This window comes from Collinsella sp. AM41-2BH (assembly GCF_003468085.1).
In the GTDB taxonomy this organism is placed as follows: domain Bacteria; phylum Actinomycetota; class Coriobacteriia; order Coriobacteriales; family Coriobacteriaceae; genus Collinsella.
This window is the reverse complement of sequence record NZ_QSGH01000017.1, coordinates 13,488-28,393: the sequence shown is the minus strand read 5'-3', so window position 1 is coordinate 28,393 and position 14,906 is coordinate 13,488. Positions and strand designations below refer to the sequence as shown.

8 protein-coding genes and 1 tRNA gene are annotated in these 14,906 nt (G+C 59.0%); 5 read left to right on the top strand and 4 right to left on the bottom strand.

All coding sequences use genetic code 11. The features are described 5' to 3' along the window. Positions 1 to 112: 112 nt before the first annotated feature. Positions 113 to 1,165, bottom strand: a complete 1,053-nt coding sequence (gene rlmN / locus DW899_RS08515; RefSeq protein WP_055251319.1) for a 23S rRNA (adenine(2503)-C(2))-methyltransferase RlmN — start codon at positions 1,163 to 1,165, stop codon at positions 113 to 115. Between the two features lie 85 nt (positions 1,166 to 1,250). Between rlmN and DW899_RS08510 the strand changes: the two genes are divergently transcribed. Together DW899_RS08510 and DW899_RS08505 are read left to right on the top strand one after the other, a co-directional pair. After that, positions 1,251 to 2,216 (top strand): D-alanine--D-alanine ligase, encoded by a 966-nt coding sequence (locus DW899_RS08510; RefSeq protein ID WP_117800660.1) that lies wholly within the window; start codon positions 1,251 to 1,253, stop codon positions 2,214 to 2,216. Beyond that, entirely contained in the window at positions 2,210 to 5,104 is a 2,895-nt protein-coding gene (locus DW899_RS08505) for a helicase C-terminal domain-containing protein (protein ID WP_117800658.1), read from the top strand. Before DW899_RS08510 ends, DW899_RS08505 begins: the two co-directional genes overlap by 7 nt. Here DW899_RS08505 and DW899_RS08500 read toward each other — a convergent pair. Further along, positions 5,101 to 6,018, bottom strand: a complete 918-nt coding sequence (locus DW899_RS08500; protein WP_117800656.1) for a YafY family protein — start codon at positions 6,016 to 6,018, stop codon at positions 5,101 to 5,103. The two genes, DW899_RS08505 and DW899_RS08500, sit on opposite strands and share 4 nt — an antisense overlap. Further along, a complete protein-coding gene (locus tag DW899_RS08495) occupies positions 6,005 to 7,027 on the bottom strand; it encodes a YafY family protein (protein ID WP_117800654.1) in 1,023 nt (340 codons plus the stop codon). Before DW899_RS08495 ends, DW899_RS08500 begins: the two co-directional genes overlap by 14 nt. A gap of 198 nt (positions 7,028 to 7,225) precedes the next feature. Here DW899_RS08495 and DW899_RS08490 point away from each other — a divergent pair, with 198 nt between their 5' ends. Further along, positions 7,226 to 10,402: a hypothetical protein gene (locus DW899_RS08490; RefSeq protein ID WP_117800653.1), complete on the top strand. Its 3,177-nt coding sequence runs from the start codon at positions 7,226 to 7,228 to the stop codon at positions 10,400 to 10,402. A 21-nt stretch (positions 10,403 to 10,423) separates the two neighbouring features. Continuing rightward, positions 10,424 to 10,642: a hypothetical protein gene (locus DW899_RS08485; protein ID WP_117584015.1), complete on the top strand. Its 219-nt coding sequence runs from the start codon at positions 10,424 to 10,426 to the stop codon at positions 10,640 to 10,642. A gap of 66 nt (positions 10,643 to 10,708) precedes the next feature. Here the strand turns inward: DW899_RS08485 and DW899_RS08480 are convergent, their stop codons facing one another. Beyond that, complete coding sequence (locus DW899_RS08480) at positions 10,709 to 14,140, bottom strand: SpaA isopeptide-forming pilin-related protein (protein ID WP_117800651.1); 3,432 nt, start codon at positions 14,138 to 14,140, stop codon at positions 10,709 to 10,711. A gap of 297 nt (positions 14,141 to 14,437) precedes the next feature. Here DW899_RS08480 and DW899_RS08475 point away from each other — a divergent pair. Further along, positions 14,438 to 14,512, top strand: a tRNA-Gly gene (locus tag DW899_RS08475). Positions 14,513 to 14,906: the final 394 nt, after the last annotated feature.

Sequence of the window (14,906 nt, the reverse complement as noted above, 5' to 3'; positions counted from 1 at the left end):
AAGGTTGCAACTGATCCAAAATTGAGGTCGATAAATGAAACGACCCCGGTTGCATATTCTGCAACCGGGGTCGTTCGATGTTTCACATGAAACGTTTTGGGGTGCGACTCCCCTATGCGTTCTTCTGAACTTTGAAGCGCTGTTTCAGCTGTCCGCAAGCGGCGTCAATATCGTTACCACGGGAGTTACGAATCGTGGTCTCGATGCCACGGGACTCAAGACGACGCTGAAGATCCTCAACCTTATGAATCGGCGACGGCTTGAGCGGGCTGCCCTCGATGTCGTTAAGTTGAATCAGGTTAACGTGGCACAGCGTTCCCTCGCAGAAGTCGCAGAGTGCCTGCATCTCGGGATTCGTGTCGTTGACGCCTTCGATCATGGCATACTCATAGGTCGGGCGGCGGCCAGTCTTCTCGGTGTAGAGCTGAAGCGCTTCGTGAAGGCGAAGCAGCGTGTACTTCTTAACACCGGGCATGAGCTTATTGCGCGTCGACTGGATGGCGGAATGCAGGGAAACGGCAAGAGTGAACTGCTCGGGGATATCGGCAAATTTGCGAATACCGGGAATAACGCCGCTGGTAGAGACGGTGAGGTGACGAGCGCCGATACCGATGCCATCGGGGTCGTTGAGGATACGCAGTGCCTTGAGAACCTCGTCGTAGTTGGCAAACGGCTCGCCCTGGCCCATGAAGACAACACTTGTGGCACGCTCGCCAAAGTCGTTGGATACATGAAGCACCTGGTCGACGATCTCTTGAGCGGTCAGAGAGCGCTTGAGGCCGTTGAGACCGGTGGCGCAAAAGGCGCAGCCCATGCCGCAGCCTGCCTGGGTGGAAACGCAGACGGAAAGCTTGTTACGACGGGGCATGCCGACAGTCTCGACGGAAATGCCATCGTGGTACTCGAGCAGATACTTGCGCGAGCCATCTTTGGAAACCTGCTTGGTGAGTTCAGTCGGCGTATCAAAGGCAAAAGCCTCTTTAAGCTGCTCGCGGAAAGCCTTGGGAAGGTTGGTCATATCGTCAAACGAACAAACGTTCTTCTCAAAGACCCATTCGATGAGCTGCTTCGCGCGGAAGGCGGGCTGGCCAAGTTCGGCCACGAGCTCGCGAATATCGTTTTGGCTCAAGTCGCGAATGTCCTGAGATTTAGTCCTGGGATTCATGGAAGCCTTTCGATTTTGGGGAAACGTAGAGGGTATCGCTACAATATGGTATCAGCTGCAGAAATTATAGAGGAGGAGTCTGCCCATGCCGGGTAAAAGCCTAGAGAACATGCACGTAGCGGTCTTGGCGGGCGGTCATTCCGCTGAGCGCGAGATCTCGCTCAATTCGGGAAAGAACGTCGTGGCTGCCTTGAAGGAGGCCGGCTACACTTCGGTGGAGCTGATCGACACGGCTGCCGATGATTTTATGGTAACCATGGCGACCGGCGGTTTCGATGTGGCATTTATCGCCATGCACGGCGCCGGCGGTGAGGATGGCGCCATGCAGGGTGCCATGGAGACCCTGGGTATCCCCTACACGGCCTCGGGCGTACTTGCCAGCGCCTGCGGTGCCGACAAGGAGGTCTCTAAGCTCCTATACGCCAAGGCGGGCATTCCCATTGCCCCCGGCCTTGCGCTCGAGGTGGGCGATGAAGTCGATATCGATCATATCGTCGAGGTTTGTGGCGAGCGCTGCTTTGTGAAGCCGGCCGTCAACGGTTCCAGCTATGGCATTTCCCTGGTCCATGAGCCCTCCGAGCTGCCCGCGGCAATCGCCAAGGCGTTTGAGTACGGCGACAAAGTGCTGGTCGAGAAGTGCATCGAGGGTACCGAGGTCACCGTCGGCGTATACGGCGAAGATGACGTGCGCGCCCTGCCGATTGTCGAGATTCGTAAGCCCGAGGACTGCGAGTTCTACGATCTGGACGTGAAGTATGTCGACCCTACGGATATCCATCGCATTCCGGCGCAGATTTCACCCGAGAATTACGCTCGCGCTCAGGAACTTGCCTGTGCCGCTCACAAGGCCCTCGGTTGCCTGGGTATCTCGCGCAGCGACTTTATTGTGAGCGAGGACGGCCCCGTTATCCTCGAGACCAATACCATTCCCGGCATGACCGATACGTCGCTGTATCCGGATGAGATCCGCCACACCGACGACATGACGTTCCCGCAGGTCTGTGACAGCCTGATCCGTATGGGCCTTCGTCGAGCGGGCATTGCATGCTAATCGAGGACGCGGTTTCGTCAGGAACGCCGCAGTTTGTCATCGACTCCTATGCCACGCTTGCCGACCGCGCCAAAACGCAGTCCTTCGGCCTTATCGAGGAAGATGTGATTATCCTCGATACCGAGACCACGGGTCTTTCGGTGCAGGACAACGAGCTGATCGAGATCTCGGCGGCCCGTCTTTCGGGCCGCGAGGTCATCGACCGCTTCGATACCTTCGTGCATCCCAGGCAGCTGATTCCCGCCGAGATTACCGAGCTCACGAGCATTACAAATGCCGATGTTGCAGATGCCCCGTCGGCGGTTGAGGCCGTCGCCGCTCTCGCCGATTTTGTCGGTGGCTGCCCGGTGATCGCACACAACGCCACGTTCGACCGCTCGTTTATCGAGTCGGTCAAAGGCGGCGTCAACGTGAGCGATATTTGGATCGATTCGCTGGCGCTGTCGCGCATCGCGCTTCCGCGCCTGGCCTCGCACAAGCTGTCTTTTATGGCCGATCTGTTTGGCTGCGACTCGGTATCACACCGTGCCAATGCCGACGTCGACGCTCTGTGTGGCGTATGGCGCGTGTTGCTCGTGGCGCTCACCGACTTGCCCCAGGGCCTCATGGCGCGCCTAGCCGACATGCATCCGGACGTGCCTTGGTCCTATCGTCCTATCTTCTCATTCTTGGCAGGGCAGAACCCTGGTTCTATCTTCTCTCTCAGCGCCGCTCGTGCTGACGTTCTCAAGGCCGATCGCGCCGACGATCGGGTGGACGCCGATGAACTGCCGGTTCTCAAGATGCCGAGTCGTGAGGAGATTGAGGCAGACTATGCGCCAGGTGGCCTAGTCAATCGCATGTATCCCACCTACGAGCCGCGTGATGAGCAGATCGCGATGGCGCTCGAGGTCCGCGATGCGCTGGTCACGGGCACTCATCGAGTAATTGAGGCAGGCACAGGCGTCGGCAAATCGATGGCCTATCTGGTACCTTTTGCCGAGGCAGCACGCCGTAACAACATCACGGTTGGTATTGCGACCAAATCGAATAATCTTGCCGACCAGCTCATGTACCATGAGCTGCCAAAACTTGCCGAGCAGCTGGACGGCGGTCTGTCATTTTGCGCTCTCAAGGGGTATGACCACTATCCGTGCCTGCGCAAGCTTGAGCGCATGAGCCGCGGCCAGGTCGAGATTACCACCAAGCGCGATCCGGCGGACACGCTCACGGCGGTCGCGGTCATTATGGCGTACGTCTGCCAATCAGCCGATGGCGACCTCGACTCGCTCGGCATTCGGTGGCGCAGCGTCAACCGTCCCGACTTTACGACGGCCTCGCGCGAGTGCGCTCGTCGCCTCTGCCCGTTTTTCCCTGATAAATGTTTGGTCCACGGCGCTCGCCGTCGTGCGGCGCACGCCGATGTGGTGGTCACCAACCATTCCCTGCTGTTCCGCAACGTCGCGGCCGAGGGCAGGATTTTGCCTCCGATTCGTCATTGGGTAATCGACGAGGCCCATTCCATCGAGCGCGAGGCGCGCCGTCAGTGGGCGCGCGTGGTGTCGGCGGACGAATCACGCGTTCTGTTTGAGCGTCTGGGTGGCTCGAGCACCGGCGCGCTAAGCCAGGTTTCCCGTGATTTGGCAACCTCCGAGGGCTCTACGCTCTATCTGGGCCTTACTGCCAAGGCGACGTCGACGGTTGCGCGCGCGAGCATGGCAATCGCCGACGTGTTCGATGGCGTTCGCGAGCTCGGCCGCCGTGCGCGTGGGGGTTATGACAATGCCAATCTATGGATTGGCCCCGAGCTGCGCGAATCTGACGACTGGCATGATTTCTTACAGTCGGCCTACGCTGCCATCGGCACATTGGAACAAGCTGACAAGAGCGTCGACGCGCTGGTACAAGCCGTCGCCGCCGACAAGCCCGAGGTTGTTGTCGACCTGGGTGATATCTCGCGCCGCCTGCACGAGCTGGCCGAGAACCTCAAACTCATCATTGATGGCACCGATGAACACTACGTGTATTCGCTGCAGGTCAATCGCAGACTTCGTGCCGGCGGAGAGTCGATGACCGCAGAGCGCATCGACATTGGCGAGGCTTTGGCAACCGAGTGGCTACCCGAGGTTCACACGGCTATCTTTGCCTCGGCGACCATGACGGTGTCCAAAAGCTTTGAGCACTTTAACCATGCGGTCGGCCTTGATCGCATCGGTGCTTCAACGTCGTCATCGCTGCACTTGGATTCGAGCTACGACTTCGATTCGAACATGGCTGTAGTCGTTGCGGGCGATATCCCCGATCCGCGCGATCGTGAGAGCTATCTTACGGCGCTCGAGCGCGTACTGGTCGACGCCCATCTTGCCATGGGCGGATCGGTGCTCACGTTGTTCACCAATCGGCGCGACATGGAGGACCTATACGCCCGCGTTGAGCCCAAGATGGCCCGTGCGGGTCTGGAGCTCAACTGCCAGCAGCGCAACTCATCTCCTCGTCGCCTGCGCGACCGGTTTATCAACGAACCGACCTCGTCGCTTTTTGCGCTCAAGGCCTTCTGGGAGGGGTTTGATGCCAGCGGCGAGACGCTGCGCTGCGTCATCATTCCCAAGTTGCCGTTCTCGAGCCCCACGGACCCGCTCTCGTGCGAGCGCAACCTGCGCGAAGACCGCGCATGGGCGCGCTATTCGCTGCCCGAGGCGGTGCTCGAGGTTAAGCAGGCCGCGGGGCGTTTGATTCGCTCGTCGACCGATAGCGGTGTGCTGATCTTGGCGGATCCTCGCCTGGTGACGAAGGGCTACGGAAAGAAGTTCTTAACGTCGCTGCCCACGAGCTCCTACCAGCGCATCGAATCGGCACAGATCGGTCACTATCTGCAACTGTGGCGCGCACGCCACGAGCGGCGGCGCTAAAGCGGACAGACGAGAGTTTTTGCCATATCGCACAGACGCTTTGACAGGGTGGGGTCATCCAAGATGCGGATGGCTCCGCCCGCTGCGATTATCTGGCTCAGTAGCCAACGCTCGGAGCCGTAATGCACGGTTACCGTTGCCATGTCTGCCCCGCTGCGCTCGATGAGGGTGATGCCGGCCCAGTCCAGATGCTCCGCCATATCGAATGGCATCAAGAGCTTTGCGCTACGCTGCGTCCGGGCAAGGGAATCGTGGAGGGATGCGACGTCCGGTGCGTGAGGCACGACGGAGTCTTCCGTCAAGGTGAGTCCCTCGATTTTATCCATGCGATAGGTGCGCTGCTCATCGACTGCGATGTCCCAGGCAATCAGGTATGTTTGGTCGCCGTTTGCCGTAATGCGCAAGGGGTCGACCAGACGCTCGCGTGACCGTGCATCGTCCATCGAGCGATACGAGATGAGGCAGCGAACGCCGTCCTGAATGGCGCAGCTCAGCTGCTGCCAGTGCGACCCGTGGTTGACGGTGTCAAAGACGCACTGGTTATAGCCGAGCTCTTCGGGTAGAAGAGCGTGTCGAATCCGAGCTGCCGTCTGCGGCTCGATCCCCAACGATTCAAGTTCGTGGTTGAGCACAGCGCCCTCGGCGGTACTCAAGCGCAGCGGTAGCACACGTCCGGCGTCACCGGTGAGGACCACACGCTCGCCGTGGCATTCGCAGATGATGCGCGCACCCGATTCTCGGTCCGCGAGCGTCGAGACGATCTCGAGAATCTCGTCGAGCGACACTCCCGTGATGTCAAAGCGACTGCAAATCTCAGTTCGTGTCATGCCGCTCTCGCCGGCGGCGTAGAGGGCCTCCATGATGTCGATGGCGCGCGAGAGCCTCTGCTCGCTGGTGAGTTTACGCACGGGCATGCTCGTGCACCGTCCTTTCAATGAGGTGGTTCCACGCCTGCTTAAGCGATTTGGGGGCCATGGGCCTCATGCCGTCCGTGGCGTGGGCCATGCAAAATGAGGCGGCGGCTTCAAGATCGCGCACGTCAACGGTCCAAGTCCATCCCGCATCGGTGTGTGCGAGCTCACCTCGCCCGCGCGTGAGGCCGTTGATCATATCGATCTGCGTCTGCGGGGCGAACGAGAACGTAGCCGCAACGGGCGGGCGGTCGGCAAAATCGAATTCAAAGAACAGGTAGTCGCTGAGGTTGAAGTCCGCAGGGATGGCGTAGGCCTTCGAAGGACGCCATGCGCGAACGATACGGTCGCAGCGGAATGTCCTGATGTCGTCGGTGACATTGTCGAGGCCGCAGAAGTACGCCACGCCCTCGCGTTCGAACATGCCGTAGACACAGACGGTACGTTCTTTCTGCTCGCCGCGTCCGTTCTGATATAAAAATCGCAGCGCGCATCGCTCGGCAAAGGCGCTCCATACCGCATCGACGGTGGGAGAGCGGCGGATCGGTACTTCGTCCACCGTCGTCCTGCCGGTGAGGTAGGCAATTTTGGAGCGAATATCGGCAAGCGGCGCGGCAAAGGTGGAAGAGCCGGCCGCTAGCGTCTGGTCGATGGCGTTGAGTAGGATATCGGCGTCGTCTGCGGTGATGAGGCCGCCTGCAGCAAACGTGTGCTCGCGGTCGATTGTCCACGAGCTTTCCTCGGTCTCCTGCGCACCGGCGGGGCGAACCTCCTTGATTAAGATGCCACGCTCGAGCAGTTTGTCACGATCGCGCCGAAACTTGCGCTTATCCGAGTCGATATTGCCCGAGCCATATCCCAGGTCAGAATCCAAGACGATCTGCTCGGTCGTCAGCGGTTCGGGGGAGCTGTTGAGCACAAAGAAAAGATTGAGGATGCGCTGAGCCGTTTTATCGAAACCGGGCTCCGAATTCCCCTTTTTAATTGTCGCGGTCGCGTCGCTTGCCGTCATAGAGTCCTCGCATGAGAAGGTGGTTTGCTGCCATGATTTTAGTCCGATATGGAGATTAGGCTATATCCTTGTCCGCTCGAGGCGTTAAGATGGCCCGAATTCGGTCGTTTGCGCTCGCTCGGGGTATACTTTCGACTATATACGGTTCTAATGTGCATGCATTGGGCCTATTTGTCGGATTATGGATGTGGAGCGCACATGGCGAACACCCAGAACTATATTAACCACCTGCTGCAGAACACCGGCATTACGCCGGCATGCAGCGAAGAAGAGCGCTTGGCTGCCGAGGATATCGCTCAGATCTTCCGCAACCACGGCTTTGACCCCGAGGTTCAGGAGTTCAATGCCCCGGCGCCCAGTAGATTGGCATTTGCCGTTACCGGTATTCTTGCGTTTGCCGGCGCCCTGCTGATGGGCATCGGCGGCGGTATCGGCTTGGTCGGCACCTTGCTGGCCATTGTCGGCGCCGTTCTTTACGTGCTCGAGCGCACGGGCCACCCCGTGGTTTCGCGCCTGGGCAAGACGGGCGTGAGCCAAAATGTCATCGCCTACCACAAGGCCTCGGGCCCGCTCGCGTCTCCGCGCAACCGCCCGGTGGTCGTTGTCGCACACTACGACTCTCCCCGTGCTGAGCTGCTCGCCCGCGAGCCCTATGCTTCGTATCGTGCGCTCATCGCCAAGCTGTTGCCCGTTGCCACGATTGCCCCTGCTGCCGTTGCCATCCTGCGTATCCTGCCGCTCCCCGGCGCGCTCAAGGTTCTGCTGTGGATTGTCGCGATCCTCGCTTCCCTCGTTGCACTTGCCAACGCGGCAAACATCATCTCTAACCGCCACGTTCTTCCCTATACGTCCGGCGCGGTGTGCAACAAGTCTTCTGTCGCCGCTATGCTCGGCGTTATGGACAACGTTGCTCCCTTCCAGGGCGAGAACGAGTTTCCCGACGATGTTCCGTTCGATACCTATTTTGGGGAGCAGAAACGTCGTGCCGAGGAAATGGCGCGCGCGGCGGCGGAGTATGCCGCGGCCCAGCAGCAAAACGACTACGGCAACACCATCGAGTACGAAGAGCCTACCTACGCCGAGGACGAGTTCGGTCAGCCGATTGCTCCCGACGCTCAAACCGAGCCCGAACAGGGCGAGGCTTTTGACGAGCAGATTGAGGGCTTTGAGGGTGCGTCTGCCGACGAGACGCTGATTGGCGCCATCGTGCCCGAGGATCAGAATCAGGCTGTCCAGGCCGAAGAGTTCAATGACGAGGTTCCCGCTGCTGAGCCGGCGGAGGAGCCTGCCGCGGCCGAGCCCGAGCCCAAGCTCTATCGCAACGCCGCCGGCAACATTCGCTTTGGTTCGGATGCCATCCGTGCACTCGGAATGCTTCCCGAGTCCTGCACGCTCGATTACGAGGAGGGCGAGGAGCCGACGTTTGAGCCCGAGCCTGCGCCCGTTGTCACTGCGGATGATGAGTCTGCCGCGGTTACCGCTGCCGTTGCCGAGCCCGAGGCGGTGTCCGCGATCGATCCCGCGGCAGGACTGGACATTTTGGCTCCCGCCGCGCCGGCGCAAGACGTTGCGGACGAGTCTGACGACGATTACGTTGAACAGCCGAGGCGCGTGTCTTACGAGAGCGATACTGATTTCTCTGCCGAGATTCCCGCGGCAACGCCCCATGCCGATATTGCATCCGCGTTCTCTTCGATTGGCGCCAGCGCTTCCAGCTTCTTTAAGGGTGCGCTTGCAAAGGGCAGGAAATTTGTCGACGATTTCGAGGAGAAGCGCGCTGCCGCACGCGAGGCTGCCGAGCAGGAGGCTATCGCTCAGCAGCAGGCAGCCGAGGCGGCACGTGAGCGCGCGGCGCAAGAGTTCGAGCAGAACGAGGCTATGCAGTCCGGGCCCGTCGACGCTGCCGAAGCTACGACGTCCTTTGAGTCCCAGCAACCGACGTCAGCGGATGTTGTTGAGGCAACAACGTCTTTCGAGGCTCAGCAGCACGTCGATAGCACCATGTCGTTTGATGCCGCGCAGTTCGATTCCACGATAACGTTTGAAAAGCAAGGCACCGCAATTGCCGAGCCCCTTCCTGTTTCCGATGAGCAGGGCGACGCGGCAGACGATGACGAGCCTATTGATGCTGCCGAAATCCAAGATGTCGCCGAGGACGAGCCCGTCGAGGCCAACTCTGACGAAGAGCAATACGCGGCAGCCGATCAAGGTGATTCGACCGAGGTCGAGCAGGAGGAAGTGCCTGCGGTTTCCGAGACTCCCGAGACGGATGAGTCGAGGCCTTACTCCACGCAGATTTTCACCATGCCGACCTCGAGTGGTTCCGGTGCCACGGTTGCCAATGTCGCTCCCACCCAGGACGAAACGGTCGATTCCCTTATGGCCCAGATTTCCTCCCAAGCATCGCCGCGTCCGCAGATGAATGTTCCCGATCCGGCGTCGGCACCGTCGCCTGCACCCTCCTCGTCTCCGCTGGCTTCGGTCCCCGATCCGTCGCTGCCGTCGATGAAGCAGACAAACGTTGCGTCTCGCACGTCGCTGTTCGACCTTCCCGATCCCTCCGCACAGGTCAACGACCCCTTTGCTACCGCTCAGGGTCCCGAACCCACATCGGCACCCGTTGCGCCTCCTATGCCCGTTGCGTCGGGCGCGCAGCCGATCGAGACCATTTCGGCTCCCGCCCCTGCGGCACCCAAGTCTCGCAAGCGCGGCCTGGGCGGCCTGTTCGGTCGTAAAAAGAAAAACGAACAGGACAGCATGAGTGACTGGCTGGGCGTCGAAGACGATTACGATGCCAAGAAGTCCGGTCGCGGCATCGGTTCGTGGGATAATTTCGAGGACGACAACGATGGCTGGAAGGGCGGCGCTACGTCTTCCGACGGCGCTTCTTCCGAAGATATGCTCTCGGCTGTCGCCTCTATGGGTGACGATGAGCTGCTCGGTCACGATATCTGGTTTGTGGCAACGGGCGCCTCGGATTGTGATGGCGCCGGCATGAAGGCCTTCTTGGCTTCGCATCGCGATAAGCTCCGCGGCGTATTCTTCATCAATCTTGAATCCGTCGGCGCCGGTAGGCTTTCGGTGGTGACGGTTGAGGGCGAACAGCAGCTGCTCAAGGGCGATCGCCGCATCATGAACCTGGTCAGCAAGGTGTGCAAGTCGTTCCATGTCGATTGTGGCGCGCTCGAGATGCCCTATGCCAAGACCGATGCCTACGCCGCGCTCGAGGCGAGCCGCCGAGCCCTCACCATCGCCGGCGTGGACGGCACGCGCCTGGCTTGTGCTCGTACCGAGGACGACCTGCCCCACAATGTCAACCCGACGAACATTGCCACGGTATCCGAGGTCGTGACCGAGGTTATCCGCCGTTCGTAGACGGAGCTCTAAGGAGTCAACGTGTTTTCGTATATTAAGCGCCATTGGCCTGTCTACGTGATTTTGACCTTGATTGCCATTGCGTTGGGGTTTGGAGCCGCCTATATCGTGGGCGCGAAGGGCTCGACCCCCGCCTCCGCAATCAGCGAAGAGGTGGAGCAAGAACAGAGCACGGGTGCCGATGGGATTCATGAGTCCGAGCAAGCAATCGTTGATGGTGGATCTTCGTCTGCAGAGTAGATACGGCGATTTAAATGATTGAAAGCGGGCGAGCCGGGGGACTGGCTCGCCCGCTTTTTCATCGCGCTAGCGCTTCTTTGGGATTGACCTAAGGCGAGCGAACCATAGGGCTGCGGCACCCGAGGTCAGGAGCGCGGTGATGCAAGCGGCGATGGGGGCTGATCCTGTTGCCGGTAGGTCCTGCGGTAGGGTACAGCGTTGAATGACACTGTCCTCGTCATGTGACTCAAGTTTATCGCCGCCGCCGTTGCGGCAAAGATCGACGCGTGCGCTGTTGGTGAGTGCAGTTTGGGGTGTATAAGCCGACGTTGCCTGCATGTGCACGACTGCGCCCCGAGCGTCTGTGCCAAGGATTGCTCTGGCATCGTCAAGGTCGTCGTGCTCATCTTTGAGATCATCGCGGGTCCAAGAATCCGTATCGCTTCGAGTCGTAAAGTCGGCGGCTGCTGCACCGTATTCAATGCGAATGCCCGTCACGACGGTATTGGATGCAAGGTCGAGTTCTTTCGCCTCGAGCGTGGTGGATTCCGTGGTCGAGACATCCGCCTTCCAGAGGTGCCAGCCGTCGTAATCGACGAGGCGGCAATCCTCACCCAGACTCTCTTTTACTTCGTCGGACTCAAGCCAAGGATTTTCGTGCCCATCGTCAAGCGTCGCGTTTGCCGGCTCATCGATGTCTGTCGAGTCCAACGGCGTCGTGCGATACCACACGTTGCACAGACCGTTGAGGTCGCCGATGGCGACGGGGGTTTCGATTGAGACGAATCTCGCCGTGCCGTCTTTGGCGCACTCAAGATCATCGGTAATCGTAAACTCATCAACCCAAGTAGCGGAATCGTTTCGAGCATCGATGGTATAGGAGAAAAGCCCATCCGTATTGGTTTGCATCGCGGCGCGGTTTTTTCCATCGCCGTTAGCCAACAGACCCTTCCCGATAGGTTGGACAAGTTCCTGACGCTTGTCGACCTGTCCTTTGATCTCGATGGGCGCATCCTTCATCGCGACGGATTGGACTTCTCCCGTATCCTTTATTTCAAACGTTATCTCCTCGGCAAGGTCATAGGTCCGCGGAGACATCGTTTCGCGCAACGAGTAGGTGCCGGGTGCAAGATGTTCGATGCGGTGCGGCTTGTCGGATGAGGTCCAGGAGTCTATTTCGGTTTTATCGGGACCATATAAGGTGAGTTGTGCGCCTTTCATTTCCTGCTCTCCGCTTGCATCGACCTTGGAGATATCAACCTTGGTGTAATCGTCGGATACGTTAAGCCGTGCTTCTACAACGGGTGTTTTCTGGTCGGCATAAGTAAGGTCGACAATATGGGATGTCCGATCGAGTAAGAAGCCTGCCGGCGCTTGAGTCTCGACAACCTCGTAGCGTGCGGTGCCAGATCCCAGCGGGAGGTCGTCTGCGCGTGCTTCTCCAGTTTCATCCGTCGTGACGGTAGCGACAGTCTCACCGTCAAGCGCGGCAATGCTACCGTCGGGGCGCACGATATCACCTGAGGCACGGATCTCAAAGATGGCGTCCGCGAGGCTGCTGCCGTCTACGGCATCGGTTTTAACGATCCTGATGTTTCCGGTCGCGGCGTGGTCATAATACGAGACGATTGCAACGGGCGTTAGGTTTGTATCGGCGGGTATGTTTACCTCGATCTCTCCGCCGACAAGATAGGGCTCTTTGGCCGAGGTTTCGCGTACATAATAGGTGCCCGGCACGAGCGATTCGGGCAGTGTGACGGTGCCGGTCGCGTCAGTCGTAAAGGTGTCCATTACGTTGTGTGCTGGATACCAGCATGTTTGTGAGACAGGTTTGTGATTGCTGTCGAGGAGTTGGAAGGTGAATCCGGCTAGGAGAACAGAAGCGCCTGTTTGGGCATCGCGTTTTACAATCTGGAGATGCGTCGACAGAGCGTGGTTGTCCACGATATATTGAAGCTCGGCGCCGTCGGAAATCTGATTGGCCTCGACGGTCCATTCCCCCGCACGTTTAAAACCCTCGGGGACGGTTTCCGGAACCTCACGAACCGTGTAGCCGGCGCGGTCGTATGGGACGGCTCCGTGGACACCGGCTGGTCGCTTGCCTGTGCCGAACCATGCTTCGGGCTGGTCTTTGGTGGAGGCAAAGCCATAGATGTTTGTAGTCAGTGTGCCAACAACCTGCTGAGAGCTGTTGCTGACAACTTCAAAGACAACACCACCCGCCGGCTGCTCCAGGCCGGATTGGTCGCTATTGCCGTAATCCTTGAATTTGGAAATCTCAAGGTCAAACGCAATGGGGATATCGGAAATGCGAGATTCGATCTCGACTACGCCTGAATCGCCGAGCTGGTCGGCTCCAACGGTGTAAGACCAACTGTCACCGGAGGGCAAATAGCCCTCGGGCGCCTTCGATTCATAGATGGTAAAGGTTCCCAGGGGGACATCGGTGAGGGTAGCTCGACCGCTTTCATCGGTCCTGAGAGTTTGTGTCCATCCAGGGGTTGATTGCGATACGCACACGAATTCTGCTCCTGCGAGCGAAGCTCCAACTTGGGGGCCTGCATTCGTTGCGGCGTCGAGCTTTACAATGCGCAAGGTAATGGTGCCGGGTTGTTCATCAATGGTGACGTATCCGCCGTTATTCGTCGTGGTAAAGGCAATGCGATCGTGCAGGGGGATATAACCAGCTGGCGCTGTTGTCTCAACTAGGTAGTATGCCGTGTTGGGTAGGAGTGTTGCCTGCGCTCGACCGTTGCTGTCCATCTGGACGGTGCCGACACGCGCGCCGCTGGCGCTCTCAAAAACATCGAATGTTGCCCCGTCAAACTGATAAGTATTGTTTCCGCTGGTAATGGCAGCGTTTGCAGACTGCTTTTGGAAGGAAACAGAGACCGCCGGCAGTACATAGAGCATGTCTTGACGTTTGCTGCCGCCCGATACGGTTCCTATATAGCGCCGCGCGCGGTGCGGAGCGGCTTTGATGCTTCCTGATTTTGCGCTGTTGTGGAGCCACCGCGCAGCCGCCACGACTTCATTGTCGGCGGTAAAGTGCCCGCTCTTGGTTTTGCCCTGAGCGGTCGTGTAGGAGTAGGTGCCGTCGACATGGGTAGTGCCGTTGAGCATCCATACGGCAAGCTGGGTGGCGGCGCGGGCGCGATCGGGTGAAAGATGGTAACCGCCAAACGACGTGGCGGTAGGATATCCGTGACAAACGATTGCCGCGAACTCGTCGTCGAGCCACACCCAGCCTTGATCAAAGTTGAGCCATGGACCGCCCGGCTTGGTGGGCCCGGGGCGTTCCTGGTTCATGCAGTAGGCGATCGAGGCGTCTTGAGCTTCATACTTGCCGATGAAGAAGGGCCCACAATCATCGCTAATAGTGCGGAAGCCGAGCTGGTCGTAGCCATCGACGGCAAATGCGGCTCCCGGTGCCAGACAGCCGAAAAGCAGGAAGAGGAGCAGGAGCAGCGGACCTGTTGCGATTGCGCTGTGGACAGAGTGCGTGGGTGCGTTGGACATGGCTGCTCCTTATCCCTCGTGCGCCGCATGGGGAGGTTGCGACGCGTAGGATGAGGCTACCCCCGAGGTTCATGCGGGTAAGTACCGGAGCCTGACCAAAAGCTTGCCCAATTCCTGACAAATTGAGCTCAAATACAACAATCAAGCAAAAGCGCAGGTAGAAGATAAGGTGAACAGGAAGTCAAAGGTCCTCGTCTCCACAATTGACGCGATTTTCAAACGAATCTCCACAGCTAAAACAAGCATCGCCACCCTTGTATCGAACAAGACAACCGCGTTATACTATCCCCCACATATGCGGGCATCGCCAAGTGGTAAGGCATCAGCTTCCCAAGCTGACACTCGCGGGTTCGAGTCCCGTTGCCCGCTCCATTCGAATTTCAGGCACGGTAACGTTTCGTTACTGTGCCTTCTTCAATAAAGTGCCGGGACTCGAACCCGACAGGGTGCGAGCGTTAAATAAACGCGAAGCGTTTATAGCGAGCAGGCAAGGTCGCCGATAGGCGACCGCAGCCGGTGCGGATTTGCGAAGCAAATACGCGGACGTCCCGTTGCCCGCTCCATCGAGCGCGGGAGACCTTGGGACGGCAAATTCAACAAAGTCTTCCCCATCGTCTCCGTGAATCCGAGGAGATCGACCGCAGCCGGTGCGGATTTGCGAAGCAAATACGCGGACGTCCCGTTGCCCGCTCCATCAGCCGAGGTCGATTTCGGGAACGACAGATTCGACCGGTTTCGCCCCCGCGTCTCCCCGGACCCAGGTTTG